A 15,759-nucleotide genomic window follows, 5' to 3' on the forward strand; every position below is an offset into this window, starting at 1 on the left:
GTTTTACACACTGTTTAATCTTCAATTATCAAGGTTCTTATTTTGTTGTCAGACTTGTTTGCTGCAACGGTTATTTATTATAACCGGTTGTCTTTCGTTTGTCAACAACTTTTTAAATTTATTTTTTATTTTTTTCGAAACATCTGCCGCTCTCTCAAGCGCGAAAATTATATTAGCAAATCCCAAACCATTTGTCAACAACTTTTTTCTTTTTTTATCAGCTTCGGCCAAAAAATTAGACGGTCTGTTTTAGATCTTGGAACCACAATTTCATTTTAAATATATGATAATGCAAAAATCCCCTGTCATCAGGCATTTGAACCTGTGGCAGAGGATTTTTATAAAGCTTATATCTCTATTGTCACTATTTTTTACTATTTATTCTTATTCTGGTTTCACCGGTATTACCACATCGCCTGTAGCTCCAGGGCCTCTATTTTCAGCTGCTGTTGTAGTTGCTGCACTGGTCGGTGCTGGTGCCGGAGAAGCTGCTGCCGGTGCTGTAGTTGCTGCCGTTGAATGCTCCGGTGCTGCTGTGGTATGACTTGCAGCCGTTGTTTCATTTGGAGATACAACCGTTGTACCCGCAGAAGTTGTTTCGCCTGGAACATAGCCATCTGGCATTCCGTCTACTGCAGACGGAACAGTTGTTGCCTGTGTGGTAGTTTCAGATGGATTTAATACAACACCAGTGGAATTCCGGCGAACCACCGGCGTATGACCCTTATAGGTGGTTTTATGATCCAGCTCTCTGGATATTTCTTTTCCATTCTTATAAACAACCTTATAGGTTTCCCATCTGCTTCCGGCGCTTCCCTTGGATTTTATCACTTCTTCTCCCGGCTGAAGTGTCTGATCTTCCTCATAAGTAGGATTTGGTGTGCCAAGGTCTTCTACCTTCTTGGAATCCAGATCCCATGTAATACCATCTTCCAGGATCGGGATACCATAAACAGATACTGTTACTTTCTGATCTGCATAACTTGCCCTTAAACCAATGGCTGTGCTGGAATTATTAATAAACTTAAAGTCTGGCTGATCCCAGCTGACGGTTGCATCACGGCCCGGTGTAACATAACTTGGCTCAAATGTATGGGAGCGGCGGGAGCTGATCTTTAAACCAGCTTTAAATACTGCATTATATAAAGTAGTAGAAACCTGGCATACACCGCCGCCGATCTCCTGTACTACTTCTCCGTTATTATAGGCAGCTGCACCCTTATATCCCTTTGCCTCTGTACGCTGTCCTACTGTACCGTTAAAGGAAAATTCCTGTCCCGGTTTAATAACTGTACCATTAATAGCCTCTGCTGCCAGGCGAACGTTGGTATTACGGTTCTGGTTTGCTGTGGTATTGGTTGTAAAAGAACTGATGGTCTTATATTTTTCTTTTGCGCTTGCTGCTGATATCTCAGGTGCTACATCACTTCCGGTTGCAGTGATCTTTGCATCAAACTTCTTATCCTTTAATGCCTGGGAAATATCGGCTGCCAGCTTGTCCTGATCAATGGCAAAACCATTTTCCTCTCCTGCAAATACAAATTTTCCGCTTGCTGCATCAAATTTATCAATAGAACCGTTCTTTGCTTTTTTATCCCATTTTGCCCCGCAGGCTGCTGCTTCTGCTTTTACCTTCTCATCCAGTCCTGAGGTATCTAATGTATAACTCTCCTGTGGATCGCTGCCATCTTTATAGATTTCATCTAAGAGAGCATCTACTTTTTCTGCCATCAGGTCAGTTACCTTATACTGGTCAGAATCGTATTCAACCGTCATGCTCCATGGAAACTCTTTTAAGATTGCTGCTTTTGCTTCACTTTTAGACATTCCGGTAATGGAAATCCCATCAACTTGGACTTCTTTCTGCATTTCAGTCTCAGATTCGCTTTCGATCACTGTTTCCGTTCCTGCAATATCTGTATTAGAACCTTTTCCCTTCAGTGCAAGAGAGATTCCTGTGATAAATACAATCAGGACTACACCTGCAATAGCAATGATCTTGTAATTTGGTCCTTTCTTTCTGTGGTATCCGCTGCTGCGTCTGGTGGAATAACTTCCTCCAGAGCGTGAAGAATAACCAGACGATGTGCTTCTTCCCGATGCACTGCCTTTATTTGTACCTCTGGCCCGGCTTCTGCCTGTAGAGGAGTTCCGACTTCTGCTGTTTTCTAACTGATTCATGTCTTTTCACCTGTTACATTTCCTGCAAATTTTTAATTACAGCTTGTAGTATAGCATACTTTATTTAAAATGGAACTGGTTTTTAAACTTTTTTCAGAGTAATTCTTTGCTCTCTTTTTTCGTTTCTAACATTCCTGTTAAAAGTATTACCAAAGTATTTCATTCGTGTTATTATTATAGAAAGAACATAAAAACACCAAGGAGGTTTTGACCATGGGTTTTGTTGACCTGCACGTTCATTCCGATGCTTCTGATGGCACCTTTACACCTACCCAGGTTGTAGAACTGGCAAAAAATGCCGGTCTGGATGCCATTGCATTAACAGATCACGACACAACAGCAGGAGTAGATGAAGCATTAGAAGCCGCACATCATTTGAATATAGAAGTAATCCCCGGAATTGAAGTATCCAGCAGTTTCGATGGAACAGAGATCCATATTCTGGGACTTTTTGTTGACCAGAAGGATCCCGTACTTGCTGCCATGCTTGAAAAAATGCTGTTCAGCCGTGACCGGCGCAATGAAAAAATGCTTGAAAACCTGGCTGCAGACGGCATTATTTTTACAAAAGAGGAACTTTGCGGAAACAATCCGGACACCATTATCACAAGAGCTCATATTGCACATGCCCTGATCGTCAAAGGTATCTGTTCCAATACAGATCAGGCTTTTAAAAAATATCTCCAGTACGGCGGCCGCTACTGCCCGCAAAAAGAGCATCTTACTCCTGAAGAAGTCGTGAAAACCTTGACAAAAAATGGTGCATTTGTGGCTCTGGCTCATCCATTCCAATATAAATTCGGTGATAAAAAGACGGAAGAACTGATCGCTTATATGGCAGAGCTTGGCATGAAAGGGCTGGAAGTCTATCACTCATCCAATAACAAACTGGAGAGTATGAAGCTGCGTGAAATGGCATCCAGACACCACCTGCTTCCTACCGGCGGCTCTGATTTCCATGGCGGTAATAAGCCGGATATTTCTATTGGTACAGGCCGGGGCGGACTTCGTGTTTCCTCCCTGCTTTTAGATGATATAAAGCGGGCAAGAGGAAATTAACCTGCTTCTGCACAGCATTTTTTATTAAATCGTAAAATTTTACCCTTGTATCCAGTATTCTTCTTTGCTATAATGCAGTCGTTAAAAGATTAACCACGCAAATGATAAATGATGTAATCCCATGTACTCTTGAAGTCTTTTTGTACCTGATCTTGCAGGAAAAACTCCGGGAGAACATATCATAGAGAAGGAGGAATTACTATGAAGATCCAGAACATTACCGATGTAGAGAAATTTTTCAAAGTGGTCGATCAGTGCAAGGGCACTGTAGAACTGGTTTCACCGGAAGGCGACCGCATTAACTTAAAATCCAAACTGGCTCAGTACCTTTCTATGGCTACTATTTTTTCCAATGGCTATATTAAGGAACTGGATCTGGTTGCACATGATAAAGAGGATATTGAACGCCTGATCAAATATATGTATCAGGGCGAGTAAACAGCTAAGTATTTAAAAAACTGCGGGAGTACATCATTTTCAGTCTCCCGCAGCTTTTTATTCCAGTTTTCCCGCTTCCCGGATCAGTACTTCCCTGATCTCTTTTTCACCAGCCTTAAATGTTCCCTGAGCCATAAGCTCGCTTCCGCCGCCTCTTCCGTTCAGTTCACTGTTCATAGCCTTACTTAATTTGCGCATGTCTGCCTGGCTGCTGCCTAAGGCATACTGATATACCTGCTCTTCTTCCTTTCCGGAGAAAACTCCCACGATCTTTCCTTTACCTTTTTCATACAGCATAGTGGACAGCTGACGCAGCTGTACCGGAGATAATCCTTCCTCAAACACAGCCAGTACCTCTCCACTTTCCGGATAGCTTTCTACTTTTTTCTCTAAAAGCTGCTGGCAAAGACGTCCATTTACCATATCCTTTTCCTGACTCTCATTTTTCAGCTTTTCAACCGCTTCCGGAACCAGTGCCAATTTAGCAGACAGCAGGTTAGAAATGCGGATCTCATCTTTTAAGCGCTCTCTGTAATCTATCAGTGCCCGGCGACCACAGAGCATGGAAATACGCACGCCGCCCTTGTAATTGATCATAGTACGCAGCTTAATAATGCCTACTTCTCCTGTTGTCTCTACATGGGTACCGCAGCAGGCGCAGATATCTCCCCCTGGTATCTCCACAATACGCACTACGCCCGTCAGTTCTTTTTTGCTTCTGTAATCTAACTGTTCCAGTTCTTCTTTGGACGGATAAAATACATGAACAGGTACATTGTCATAAATCAGCTGGTTTGCCTCATCTTCCAGGGCATCTAACTGTTCCTGAGTAATAATACCATTAAAATCCACAGTCACTTCATCTGTGCCCATATGAAAGCCCACATTGTCATAACCAAAGTGCTTATGTACAAGACCGGAGAAAATATGTTCTCCTGTATGCTGCTGCATATTATCATAACGCTTCTGCCAGTCAATGATTCCCTCTGCCAAAGTACCTTCTTCTAACGGAGTTTCCAGCTCATGAATGATCTCTTCTCCTTTTTCACAGACATGGAGAACCTTCACTCCATTTAAAGTACCCGTATCACTGGGTTGTCCGCCCCCTTCTGGATAAAAAGCAGTCTGGTTCAAGATAGCATCCCAGGTGCCTTTTTTATTTTGTGTACAGGAAATAACAGTGCACATAAAATTTTTTACATATGGGGTTACATAATATAAACGGTTCTGATCCATCTCTATTCCTCCTCGTACTAATAATGTTCTCTTAATGTTCTCTCGAAGTCTTTTCCGCAGCATATTTTTTCATTCATGCTCTTTATCATATAATCGTCAAAAAACTAACAGCTATTATTATAGTACAAATGCACATGATTTTGCTCTGTTTTTTTATTTTTTTCAAAAAAGAAGAAACATGAGCAAGCTGCCCTACATATCATAGGATTGTAATCAAACATATTTCGGAGGAACTAACATGAGTGATGTAGCAGCAACAAACTGCGGATGTGACTGCGGGTGCGGATGCCAGAGCGGAGGAAATGGATGCAATATCATCTGGCTCATCCTGATCTTATGCTGCTGTGGCGGCAATGGGTTTGGCGGCTGTTTCGGAAATAACGGCTGCGGCAATGGATGCGGCAACGGATGCGGATACGATATTATCTGGATCCTGCTGCTCTTATGCTGCTGTGGCGGCAACAACGGCGGCTTTTGCTGATCCTTCGTAAACAAGCGGGGCGTGTAAACGCCCCCCCTGTTTTCATCTTATGGGATCATTCTTCTCCCCTTTTCTATTTTCTTCTCTACTTTTTCTTTCTTTAAAACCTCTGTTTTTCTTTTTCTGTATACATTCCTCATCTATTTCATATACTGCATTCCCATCGATCACCAGTCTGCTATACATACAGCTTACCTCCTTTTTGAGAGTACATACCCCCTACTACAATATATGCATGAAATAACAGGCTGCCGCATAAGTTTAAACCAAAGCAGCAAGGTTGGTAAAAATATGAATCCTTCTAATGAACATATAGATTATAAACTCACTGATCTGGATTATCTTACTGGTGACCATCATCTTCAAATGATGAAAGCGGCCCTTCCTTTCTTAAATGTTCCCCAGCAGCGGGCTCTTTCCATGTTTGTAAAGCTCCAGGAACTGAAAAATACCTTTCAGCTTTTCGAAAATGGGGAAACTGCAGCAATGGGCATCTGTTCCCTGGATTCTCCTCCTGGGAAGCAGGCTTCTCCCAGGGAACTTTTAAAAGCCTTAAAGCCTTATGGAAATCCGGGGGAACAAAATCTTATAGACGCGGCAAATTCATTACTGGAAGGCCAGACTCCCTTAGAACAGATTCGTCGTTTTCTGACCCCCAGCCAGCAGGCTCGTTTTGAGACTTTGCAGATGGTTATTGCGGCTTTACAGGCCATGAACTGATCCTGACAATTTTCTGTCTTTTAATGTTCTCTCGGAAAGGAGTTATTATGGATAATAACTGGAAACAGGATCCCCGCCTTAAGGCCATGGATCCCGAAAAGGTAACATTATTGACCGGATTTGCTGAAAAAATATCTCATACAGACCAGTCCCATTTTATGAGCAGCTTCCTTCAGATCTGTCAGGAGGCCAATTCAAAGGGGCTGCATTTTACAGATTCTGAAACTGCACTGCTGGTAGAGATCTTAAGCTGCCATATGCCAGAAAAAGACCGAAAAAAGCTTCAGTTTCTGAAGCTGGCAGCAGGAAAGATCGCAGGCGGAATTAACCGGTAGATTATTTTTTCAGCCTCTTGTATGCCCTAAATCGCTTTTAATTGTTGCATTTTTATTTTATATATGCTATATTCTCCCCATGCGGCAAAAAGCCGTTACGATATACTACTCTGGAGAGTCTCTTTCAATATCTGAAATGAGCGCCGAAGGTGTACAGCAGGAATATATGCAAAATATTTCCTGCCAATCTCTCAGGCAAAAGGACAGGGCGGAATAAGACGATCCACAGACGTAGAACATACAAAGGGAGACTATCTATTATTATGGACATGTTTGTGAAAATGGTCAATTCTGCCAACACTTTTTTATGGAATGTAATCCTGATCCTTTTACTGTGCGGTACTGGTATCTATTATACGCTCCGCCTTAAATTCGTTCAGATCCGCGAATTTAAACAGGGCTTAAAGCAGGTATTCGGCGGTATTGGAAAAAAACACGAGAAAAAAGAAGGAGAGATGACTTCCTTTCAATCTGTTGCAACTGCTATTGCTGCCCAGGTTGGTACCGGAAACCTGACGGGTGCTGCTACTGCCCTGATTGGCGGCGGACCGGGCGCTATCTTCTGGATGTGGATGTCTGCTTTCTTTGGCATGGCAACCATTTATGCAGAAGCTACTCTTGCACAGAATTATAAAACAGTACAGCACGGAGAAGTAACAGGCGGTCCTGTTTATTACATCCATGCTGCATTTAAAGGACTTTTTGGTAAGGTCCTTGGTGTTGTTTTCGCCATCTTTTTGATCCTGGCACTGGGATTCATGGGCAATATGGTACAGTCAAACTCTATCAGCACTGCCTTCAGCCAGGTATTTACCTCACGAAATATCTCGATCCCGCCTTTTACAGTTGGCCTTTTTCTGGCTGTTATTTCCCTGTTCGTATTTATCGGCGGCACCAACCGTCTGGCTGCAGTTGTGGAAAAGCTGGTTCCATTTATGGCACTTGTATACATTGCCGGAAGTCTGATCGTTATCCTCTGCAACATCACCCGCTTACCTTCTGCTTTTGCCCAGATCCTGTTAGGCGCCTTTAAGCCATCTGCTGTTTTAGGCGGCGTAGCTGGCGTAACCGTAAAAGAAGCTATCCGTTATGGTGTTGCCAGAGGTCTTTTCTCCAATGAAGCCGGTATGGGTTCTACACCTCACGCACATGCAAGAGCAGTTGTGAAAAATCCTCACTGTCAGGGCCTGGCAGCCATGATCAGCGTATTTATTGATACCTTTATCGTATTAAATTTAACTGTATTCAGTATCCTTACTACCGACTCTTTAAATAGCGGCAAAGCCGGCATTATGCTGACCCAGTACGCATTTTCTACTGTTTTCGGCTCTTTCGGCGATATTTTCATTGCTGTATGCCTTCTGTTCTTTGCCTTTTCCACCATCCTCGGCTGGCACTTTTTCGGTTCCATCAATGTAAAGCATTTATTCGGCAAAAAGGGCATGATCCCTTATTCTGTTCTGGTTGCAGTCTTTATCATCGTTGGTTCTATGTTAAAGGTGGATCTGGTCTGGACTTTAGCCGACTTCTTTAACGGCCTTATGGTCATTCCTAATGCCCTGGCACTGTTGGCTTTAACCGGAGTCGTGGCTTCTATCTGTAAAAAATATAGTTCCTAAGGATCTGATAACTAATATAGTTATTTGCGAAACGATGTACTAGATTAAATCATAACCACCCGTCCAACGGGTGGTTTGCACTAGGGCTATAAGCCCTTGTTACTAGGCCAGCGTCTCAAGGCGCTGGCTTTCTCTTTAGACTGTGGGAATTCTGTTTACACAGCCTTCCCACAGCTCCGTTCAAGCCATATTGCTCTTGACTCGTCGCTACCCCTTAAAGGGTATTGTTACTACTTGGCATTAACCCTTAAAAGGGTCTTCATATTCCTTTACACTTAGCTTATCCATTGCTATATCATGCTTTTCCTGCTCTTGGATATATTTTTTTATTGTAGCCTCATTTAATCCTACTGTGCTAACATAATATCCTTCTGCCCAGAAATGACGATTTCCAAATTTATACTTTAAATTTGCGTGTTTATCGAATATCATAAGCGCACTTTTCCCTTTTAAATATCCCATGAATGATGATACACTTATCTTTGGCGGAATACTTACTAACATATGGATATGATCTGGCATTAGATGACCCTCAATAATTTCAACACCTTTATAACTACACAATTGTTTTATAATATCTCTTATATCCGCTTTGTATTGATTGTAAATTATTTTTCGTCTATACTTAGGTGTGAAGACGATATGATATTTGCACATCCATTTCATATGCGCAAGTGAATTTTCTTTCTTCGCCATAAATTACCTTTCCTTTCTGCAATACAGCCTGAACAACTCTATTGTAAACGGAAAGGTGATTTTTTGTATAACAATCGACGCGCACCCGCATAGCGGGTGGTTTATTGTTTCGCCCATCTCCATTTTTCGGAACAACGAAAAACTCCAATGGGCTCAACAGACTAAAGTCCATAACTTAAAAGGGCGCCAGCCAAGGCGCCCTTTTTTTATGCATTTCTTATTTCATATACTCACTTAGATCCAGATGTTTTGCATCTTTTGCGATCATGATCCTGGTACCGGCATCTGCAGATCCGATCAGTTCTTTCATCCGGCTTTCCGGCAGGCAGATGCAGCCTGAAGAACCTTTATACGAGGTTGCCATAAAACAGTGAAGGAAAATAGCTGAACCTGCGCCTGGTGTTCTTTCTTTATTATAATCCAGATTTAAAGCGTAATTATAATAAGGAGTGGCTTTGATCAGATTTTCACCGGAATTCCAGTCTTTTGCTGTGGTCTTATCATTAACCAGCTGATTATAATGAGGACTGGCTGGATCATCTACCCAGAAATCACCCTTCACGATCTTATGATATGGCAGTACACTTCCCGGATCATCTAAAAGGCCAAAGGCCAGATCAAAGGAATACACACCGGAAGGAGTTGCTCCATCTCCTTCTTTTTTATTGTCCGTAATACCATTTCTTCCTACATAGCCTTTTTCTGTCCACTTTAATTCCCAGTTTCCGTTTTCCTTCTTATAATAAGAAATATCTGCATTACAGTCACCGGTTCCTGCTACTGTGAGAATCTGGCTAACAGGCACTATCTGCTGATCCTGCTGACTGTCACCCGGCTTTTCTCCAGTTGAAACACTTGAATCTGAAACGGAAGCTTCACCCGGTCCTCCTGTCTTTGCATTTAAGTCTGCTCTTCCTGCTGCAAAGGAAGTCATGCCTAATACTCCTGTAGTAATCAATGCCGCTGCAAATATCATCCATTTTTTCTTCTGTATCTTCAAATGTATATACACTCCCCTCTATTTGCTATTTCTATTTTCTATCCTTTATCTTACCACATCTGCTCCTTCCTTTCTCTTACATTTTTCTTACCCTGATCAAAAATAAAAAACAGCAAAAATCCATGCCACTGGACACCACTATACAGAAAAGGCACCGGTTATGCACCGATGCCCTTTTTGTATCTGCAATTTAAACTATTCCATTTTTCAAATAATCCATGAATTATAATTATTTGCAAACAATGTTAATGATCTTTCCCGGAACGTAGATTTCTTTTACTACATTTCCGCTCATCTTATCCTTTACTGCTTCCTTGCCCTGGGCAATAGCATCTTCCTTGGAGATATCAGCAGGTACGCTGATAACAGCACGGGTCTTGCCATTTACCTGAACAGCTACTTCTACTTCATCATCCTTCATAGCCTCAGCATCACACTCTGGCCACTGGGAATGGAACACACTGCCAGTTCCACCTAACTGACTCCACAGTTCTTCACCAATATGTGGTGCAAATGGAGCTAACAAGATAACGAAAGTCTTTAAGGTCTCCTTATCGATTCCGCCTTCCTTCTTAGACAGATCCATTAACTTGTTGTTGTATTCCATGAAACCGGAAATAACAGTATTTAAACTGAACTGGTTAAATCTCTGTTCGATGTCGTAAACCAGTTTATGACGCAGCTTGATCATTTCCTTGGTTTCTTTCACATCTTTGTCCTTGCTGTCCATAACCAGATTCCAGAAACGGTTCAGGAAACGGGATACACCTTCAATACCTCTGTCATCCCACTCTGCATCCTGCTCTGGCGGTCCTACGAACAGTTCGTAAAGTCTTAAGGAATCGCAGCCATAATCTCTTACCAGATCATCAGGAGAAACAACGTTGCCCTTGGACTTACTCATCTTAATACCATTCTTACCAGTGATCATACCCTGATTAAACAGCTTCTTAAACGGCTCATCAAAGTCAATTACACCAATATCGCACAGGAACTTGGTATAGAAACGGGAATACAGTAAGTGAAGAACTGCATGCTCTACACCACCGATGTACATATCAACCGGCAGATACTTGTCAGCTTTCTCTCTGGAAACCAGAGCTTCGCTGTTGTGGCTGTCCACATAACGCAGGAAGTACCAGGATGAACCAGCCCACTGAGGCATGGTGTTGGTCTCTCTCTTAGAAGGAGCACCGCAGACTGGACAGGTGGTATTTACCCACTCGTCAATAGCAGCCAGTGGTGATTCGCCGGTACCTGTAGGCTGATAGCTTTCTACCTCAGGCAGCTTTAATGGAAGCTGATCTTCCGGTACCGGTACACAGCCGCACTTCGGGCAGTGGATGATCGGGATCGGCTCACCCCAGTAACGCTGGCGGGAGAATACCCAGTCACGCAGCTTGTAATTAACAGTCTTGCGTCCAAAGCCTTTTTCTTCAATAATATGTGGAGCTTCCTTCTTTAATACAGAAGATTCCATGCCATTCCAGTCACCGGAGTTGATCATGGTTCCGCTTGCTTCTGTATAAGCTTCTGTCATATTTTCGATTTCCTTACCATCCTTGGCAATAACCTGGATGATCGGAAGATTAAATTTCTTAGCAAATTCAAAGTCTCTGTCATCATGGGCAGGTACGCACATGATAGCACCGGTACCATAATCAGCTAATACATAATCAGACAGCCAGATCGGTGTTTTTGCACCGTTTAACGGGTTGATGGCATAGCTTCCGGTAAATACGCCTGTCTTTTCCTTTGCCTGCATACGGTCTACATTGGAACGCATGGAAGCATCGAAAATGTATTTTTCAACTTCTTCCCTGGTCTCATCTGTAGCAAGGCTCTTAGCCAGCTTATGCTCTGGAGCCAGTACCATAAAGGTTGCGCCATACAGAGTATCAGGTCTTGTGGTGTAAACAGTGATTTTTTCATCTCTGCCTTCGATCGGGAACTCAACCTCTGCACCGTAGGATTTTCCGATCCAGTCAGTCTGCATCTTCTTAACCTTTTCAGGCCAGTCAAGCTTATCTAGGTCATTTAACAGTCTCTCTGCATATGCAGTGATCTTTAACATCCACTGGCGCAGGTTCTTCTTTGTAACAGGAGTTCCGCAGCGCTCGCAGCAGCCGTTTACAACTTCCTCGTTAGCCAGACCTGTCTTACAGGAAGGACACCAGTTGATTGGGAATTCCTTCTCATATGCAAGACCCTTCTTAAACATCTGAACGAAGATCCACTGGGTCCACTTGTAAAATTCCGGATCAGTAGTATTTACTTCCATATCCCAGTCATAGATAGCAGCGATCTGCTTGATCTGACGCTTGATATTTGCAATATTTGCTGCTGTAGATTTTGCAGGATGTACGCCCATCTTAATAGCGTAATTTTCTGCAGGCAGACCAAATGCGTCCCAGCCCATTGGATGGATCACATATTTGCCCTTTAACAGCTGATATCTGCTCCATACATCAGAGATAACATAGCCTCTCCAATGTCCTACATGAAGACCATTTCCTGACGGATATGGGAACATATCCAGGCAGTAATATTTCTCTTTCTTTCCATCATTTACATTGATGGGGTTCTTTTCCCAGTTCTCACGCCATTTTTTCTCAATGGCGGAGTGATTATACTGTGATGCCATAATTCATTCCTCCGTAAATATTACCGTGGGTGACGCAATAAAATAAAAAAACTGCGTCTCCTGTTTCCAAGAGACGCAGATATCATTTCCACGCGGTACCACTCTGATTCATGCAAAGTCGCATGCACTCAATTCCTCTTATAACGGTAAGGTCTCCGTCTTTTCTTACTGGATAATAAAATACATGAAAAAAGAATTTTCTGAAGTTTCATGTTTTTCCATACTGTTCGGAAAAGCTGCTCATGGATCAGTTCAACGCTTCCCAGTCACCGGTTCTCATCTTTTCCCGGCTCTCTGTGGGGCTTAAAAAGTGTTTACTACTTCCATATCAATGCATTTGCACTAAACCATAATTTAGCATATTTACACATCAGTGTCAATACCCTCTTTTTCGCTCCAATGAGCCTGGTAAGCCATTTTCGCCTTCCTCATTTCCCTTGAACCCTTAGATGGAAGAGCCTTTTTTGCATACTTTGCAGGAGTTGTTTCCATAGATGGTCTTGCAGGACCGGCAAATGCCTGAGGGGTGAATAAAACGCAATAACCAGCCATGTCGCGAAGCCATCCCTTTTCAAACCAGCCTAATTGTTTTCCCGGAAAATTGTATACTGCCTCCTGGAACAGATAAGCGACAGCTCTTCCATCAAAGGTCCAGATCACATCGTTTTCAATATAGGCAGCTGCTTTTCCCTTTTTATTATAAAGTGTCATGTTCTCATCCTCCTGTAAAATACACCATAATACTTTCGAAAATTATTTTAACCTATTCCACTTTGAAAGGCAATGGTATAATGTATTGGTCCAAAAGAAAAACAGGAGGATTTTTATCATGTACATCGCAGACCTTCACATACATTCCCGTTACTCCATGGCTACCAGCAAGTTCCTCACACCGGAATACCTGGATCTGTGGGCCAGAAAAAAGGGCATCCATATTCTGGGGACCGGGGATTTTACACACCCATTATGGAGAGAAGAATTAAAAGAAAAATTAGAACCGGCTGAACCTGGGCTTTACAAGCTGAAACCAGAATTACGCCTTTCTGAGATTCCTTCCGGTTCCTTTGATCCCCGTTTTATAGTCAGCGGAGAGATCAGTACCATTTATAAGAAAAATGGCCGTACACGGAAAGTGCACAGCCTGATCCTTCTTCCAGGTCTTGACGTTGCAGATCGTCTTTCCGAAGAATTGGAAAAAATCGGAAATATCCATTCTGACGGCCGCCCTATTTTAGGACTGGACTGCCATGACCTGTTAGATATGGCTCTCACTATATGCCCGGAAGCCATGTACATTCCAGCCCACATCTGGACTCCCCATTTTTCTGTATTCGGGGCATTTTCCGGATTTGACAGTATGGAAGAATGCTTTGAGGAATTAACGCCTCATATCCATGCTGTAGAGACCGGCCTTTCCTCTGACCCGCCTATGAACTGGAGTGTGCCATCTTTAAGCCGGTATCAGCTGATCTCCAACTCAGATGCCCACTCTCCCTCAAAACTGGGACGGGAAGCTACCTTGCTTAATACCGAGCTTTCTTATAAAGATATTTACACTGCCATCCAGACTGGAAACGGACTTGCCGGTACACTGGAATTCTTCCCCCAGGAGGGGAAATATTTCATGGACGGTCACAGAAAATGCGGGGTATGTTTAACACCAGAGGAAGCTGTGAAATTAAAAGGGATCTGTCCGGTCTGCGGCAAAAAGCTTACCACTGGAGTATTGCACCGGGTACAGGATCTGGCGGCACTTTCTGTACCTGACCCGTCTGGCAATATCCAGATATCCTCTGGAAAATTGCAGTTTGAAAATGCTTTTTCAACTTCAAAAACAACTGTCAGCATTCCTGCCATCCGCCGCCCCTTTGAAAGCATCTCCCCGCTGCCGGAGCTGATTGCCGCTGCCAAAGGCCTCTCATCTTCCAGCGTAAAGGTTTCCAGGATTTATGAAACACTATTAAACGAACTTGGAAATGAATTTTTCTTATTAAGAGAAGCAAAAATCTCCGACATTGCAGCTGTTTCATCTGAAAATATTGCAGATGCTATTGCCTGCCTGCGTGATGGAAAAGTCCACTGGAATCCCGGCTTTGACGGGCAGTTTGGCACTATGGAGCTGGTACATCCTTTTCGCCAGTTAAATTCTGACTAACGCCACGCCATCCAGTAAAAGATTTGCCGTGCGGAACCCAAATGTGTCTTCGATCACTAATGTTTTGCCACTTTCTTCTCTGTAATCCACGCCACATTCAAGGGTTCCGCCTGCATGACCAATACGCAGATACTGTGTATCTGCTTCTTTTCTCAAAACCTGTTCCACTATACTTCCCGGCACTACTGCCGCTGCAGCTGTACACATGGCACCAGTCATAGCATAACTTGGATGTGCTTTCTGCATAGACATCATACGGGAAAGAAGATCGACCTCCTCTTTTTTTATCATTTTCCCATCGGAAGTAATATAATCATCTGCCTCAGCTACGAAAGTCATCTTAGGGATCCCCGGCGTTTCCCATGCAGATTTTTTATAGTCACTGATCAGTCCCAGCTTAACAGCAGCAAGACCTCTTACTGTTTCTAAAAGTTCCAGCTTTTCCTCATTTGCATTTATTTCTTCAGGAAGTTCCTTTCCGCTAAGCCCCAGATCCTCTGCCTTTACAAATACAAGCGGATTCGCTGCGTCAATAATGGACACTTCTATGGATCCCATTCCAGGTACTTCCAAAACATCTACTGCTTTTCCTGTTGGAAGAAGTCCCATTTTAAGGGTTCCTGCCGGATCTATAAATTTTAACTTTATAGGTGAAGCTGGTGTCGGTACTCCTGCGATCTTAAAATCCCCCTGGTATATAACTCTTCCTTCCTCTGTTTTTACATCAGCAGCAATGACTTTATCTGTATTTGTATTATAGATCCTGACTGTAGTCATACCTTCCTTTACAGTTACCAAACCTTTTTCAATAGCAAAGGGGCCTACTCCTGAAGAAATATTTCCGCAATTTCCTTTATAGCTTACCACCGGTTTATCCACAGACACCTGGGCAAAGGTATAATCTACATCTGCATCTGCCCGTTCTGATTTCTTTATGATTGCTACTTTACTGGTAACAGATTGTGAACCGCCTAATCCATCAATTTGTTTCTGATCCGGACTTCCCATTAAACGCAGTAATATCTTATCCCATTCACTATGGTCTTTTGGAAGATCTTCTTCCAGAATATATACACCTTTACTTGTTCCGCCTCTCATAATCGTTACGGGAAGCTTTAAAATATGATTTTCCTTCTCCTGCATCATTCAATCTCCTTATACCCAGTAATATTAAACAGCTGGCCTTACTGCTATT

14 protein-coding genes, 1 pseudogene, 1 riboswitch and 1 other annotated feature are annotated in these 15,759 nt (G+C 42.8%); of the genes and pseudogenes, 7 read left to right on the plus strand and 8 right to left on the minus strand.

Translation table 11 applies throughout. From position 1 onward, the window contains the following. Nucleotides 1–384: 384 nt before the first annotated feature. Nucleotides 385–2,181, minus strand: coding sequence for a VanW family protein (locus OGM16_17110; protein UYJ46476.1), 1,797 nt, complete (start codon nt 2,179–2,181; stop codon nt 385–387). Nucleotides 2,182–2,394: 213 nt separating this feature from the next. Between OGM16_17110 and OGM16_17115 the strand changes: the two genes are divergently transcribed. Both OGM16_17115 and OGM16_17120 read left to right on the plus strand, forming a co-directional pair. Then, complete coding sequence (locus OGM16_17115) at nt 2,395–3,240, plus strand: PHP domain-containing protein (protein ID UYJ46477.1); 846 nt, start codon at nt 2,395–2,397, stop codon at nt 3,238–3,240. Between the two features lie 201 nt (nt 3,241–3,441). Continuing rightward, a complete protein-coding gene (locus OGM16_17120) occupies nt 3,442–3,678 on the plus strand; it encodes a polya polymerase (protein ID UYJ46478.1) in 237 nt (78 codons plus the stop codon). 57 nt (nt 3,679–3,735) lie between these two features. Here OGM16_17120 and OGM16_17125 read toward each other — a convergent pair whose 3' ends face one another. Beyond that, the gene (locus OGM16_17125; GenBank protein ID UYJ46479.1) at nt 3,736–4,914 is read right to left on the minus strand and encodes an alanyl-tRNA editing protein; all 1,179 of its coding nucleotides are present in this window, start codon (nt 4,912–4,914) and stop codon (nt 3,736–3,738) included. A gap of 238 nt (nt 4,915–5,152) precedes the next feature. Here OGM16_17125 and OGM16_17130 point away from each other — a divergent pair, with 238 nt between their 5' ends. After that, complete coding sequence (locus OGM16_17130) at nt 5,153–5,395, plus strand: hypothetical protein (protein UYJ46480.1); 243 nt, start codon at nt 5,153–5,155, stop codon at nt 5,393–5,395. A 42-nt stretch (nt 5,396–5,437) separates the two neighbouring features. On the opposite strand, the gene OGM16_17135 is transcribed toward OGM16_17130, so the two are convergent. After that, the gene (locus tag OGM16_17135) at nt 5,438–5,581 is read right to left on the minus strand and encodes a hypothetical protein (GenBank protein ID UYJ46481.1); all 144 of its coding nucleotides are present in this window, start codon (nt 5,579–5,581) and stop codon (nt 5,438–5,440) included. A 105-nt stretch (nt 5,582–5,686) separates the two neighbouring features. Here OGM16_17135 and OGM16_17140 point away from each other — a divergent pair, with 105 nt between their 5' ends. The 3 genes from OGM16_17140 (at nt 5,687) to OGM16_17150 (ending at nt 8,069) form a co-directional block, all read left to right on the plus strand. After that, on the plus strand, nt 5,687–6,115 hold the full coding sequence (locus tag OGM16_17140; protein UYJ46482.1) for a hypothetical protein: 429 nt from the start codon (nt 5,687–5,689) through the stop codon (nt 6,113–6,115). 47 nt (nt 6,116–6,162) lie between these two features. Continuing rightward, nucleotides 6,163–6,450, plus strand: a complete 288-nt coding sequence (locus OGM16_17145) for a hypothetical protein (protein ID UYJ46483.1) — start codon at nt 6,163–6,165, stop codon at nt 6,448–6,450. 100 nt (nt 6,451–6,550) lie between these two features. After that, nucleotides 6,551–6,667: riboswitch (glycine riboswitch) on the plus strand. A 46-nt stretch (nt 6,668–6,713) separates the two neighbouring features. Next, a complete protein-coding gene (locus OGM16_17150) occupies nt 6,714–8,069 on the plus strand; it encodes a sodium:alanine symporter family protein (GenBank protein ID UYJ46484.1) in 1,356 nt (451 codons plus the stop codon). Between the two features lie 240 nt (nt 8,070–8,309). On the opposite strand, the gene tnpA is transcribed toward OGM16_17150, so the two are convergent. The 4 genes from tnpA to OGM16_17170 form a co-directional block, all read right to left on the minus strand. Further along, nucleotides 8,310–8,765: an IS200/IS605 family transposase gene (gene tnpA / locus OGM16_17155; protein ID UYJ46485.1), complete on the minus strand. Its 456-nt coding sequence runs from the start codon at nt 8,763–8,765 to the stop codon at nt 8,310–8,312. Nucleotides 8,766–8,982: 217 nt separating this feature from the next. Then, complete coding sequence (locus OGM16_17160; GenBank protein ID UYJ46486.1) at nt 8,983–9,765, minus strand: hypothetical protein; 783 nt, start codon at nt 9,763–9,765, stop codon at nt 8,983–8,985. Nucleotides 9,766–9,994: 229 nt separating this feature from the next. Beyond that, nucleotides 9,995–12,409, minus strand: coding sequence for a leucine--tRNA ligase (gene leuS / locus OGM16_17165; GenBank protein ID UYJ46487.1), 2,415 nt, complete (start codon nt 12,407–12,409; stop codon nt 9,995–9,997). A gap of 66 nt (nt 12,410–12,475) precedes the next feature. Next, nucleotides 12,476–12,750: a binding site (T-box leader), on the minus strand. A 22-nt stretch (nt 12,751–12,772) separates the two neighbouring features. Next, the gene (locus OGM16_17170; GenBank protein UYJ46488.1) at nt 12,773–13,120 is read right to left on the minus strand and encodes a hypothetical protein; all 348 of its coding nucleotides are present in this window, start codon (nt 13,118–13,120) and stop codon (nt 12,773–12,775) included. Between the two features lie 118 nt (nt 13,121–13,238). Between OGM16_17170 and OGM16_17175 the strand changes: the two are divergent. After that, a pseudogene (locus tag OGM16_17175) lies at nt 13,239–14,531 on the plus strand (endonuclease Q family protein). A gap of 18 nt (nt 14,532–14,549) precedes the next feature. Here OGM16_17175 and OGM16_17180 read toward each other — a convergent pair. After that, nucleotides 14,550–15,710: a 3-methylitaconate isomerase gene (locus OGM16_17180; GenBank protein ID UYJ46489.1), complete on the minus strand. Its 1,161-nt coding sequence runs from the start codon at nt 15,708–15,710 to the stop codon at nt 14,550–14,552. Nucleotides 15,711–15,759 lie beyond the last annotated feature (49 nt).

The organism is Lachnospiraceae bacterium, from assembly GCA_025758065.1.
Classification (GTDB): domain Bacteria; phylum Bacillota; class Clostridia; order Lachnospirales; family Lachnospiraceae; genus Enterocloster.

Coding starts and splice junctions, on each gene's coding strand:
- OGM16_17130 (UYJ46480.1), top strand. CDS start 5,153: ATGAGTGATGTAGCAGCAACAAACTGCGGATGTGACTGCGGGTGCGGA.
- OGM16_17110 (UYJ46476.1), bottom strand. CDS start 2,181: ATGAATCAGTTAGAAAACAGCAGAAGTCGGAACTCCTCTACAGGCAGA.
- OGM16_17115 (UYJ46477.1), top strand. CDS start 2,395: ATGGGTTTTGTTGACCTGCACGTTCATTCCGATGCTTCTGATGGCACC.
- OGM16_17120 (UYJ46478.1), top strand. CDS start 3,442: ATGAAGATCCAGAACATTACCGATGTAGAGAAATTTTTCAAAGTGGTC.
- OGM16_17180 (UYJ46489.1), bottom strand. CDS start 15,710: ATGATGCAGGAGAAGGAAAATCATATTTTAAAGCTTCCCGTAACGATT.
- OGM16_17125 (UYJ46479.1), bottom strand. CDS start 4,914: ATGGATCAGAACCGTTTATATTATGTAACCCCATATGTAAAAAATTTT.
- OGM16_17140 (UYJ46482.1), top strand. CDS start 5,687: ATGAATCCTTCTAATGAACATATAGATTATAAACTCACTGATCTGGAT.
- tnpA (UYJ46485.1), bottom strand. CDS start 8,765: ATGGCGAAGAAAGAAAATTCACTTGCGCATATGAAATGGATGTGCAAA.
- OGM16_17135 (UYJ46481.1), bottom strand. CDS start 5,581: ATGTATAGCAGACTGGTGATCGATGGGAATGCAGTATATGAAATAGAT.
- OGM16_17145 (UYJ46483.1), top strand. CDS start 6,163: ATGGATAATAACTGGAAACAGGATCCCCGCCTTAAGGCCATGGATCCC.
- leuS (UYJ46487.1), bottom strand. CDS start 12,409: ATGGCATCACAGTATAATCACTCCGCCATTGAGAAAAAATGGCGTGAG.
- OGM16_17170 (UYJ46488.1), bottom strand. CDS start 13,120: ATGACACTTTATAATAAAAAGGGAAAAGCAGCTGCCTATATTGAAAAC.
- OGM16_17150 (UYJ46484.1), top strand. CDS start 6,714: ATGGACATGTTTGTGAAAATGGTCAATTCTGCCAACACTTTTTTATGG.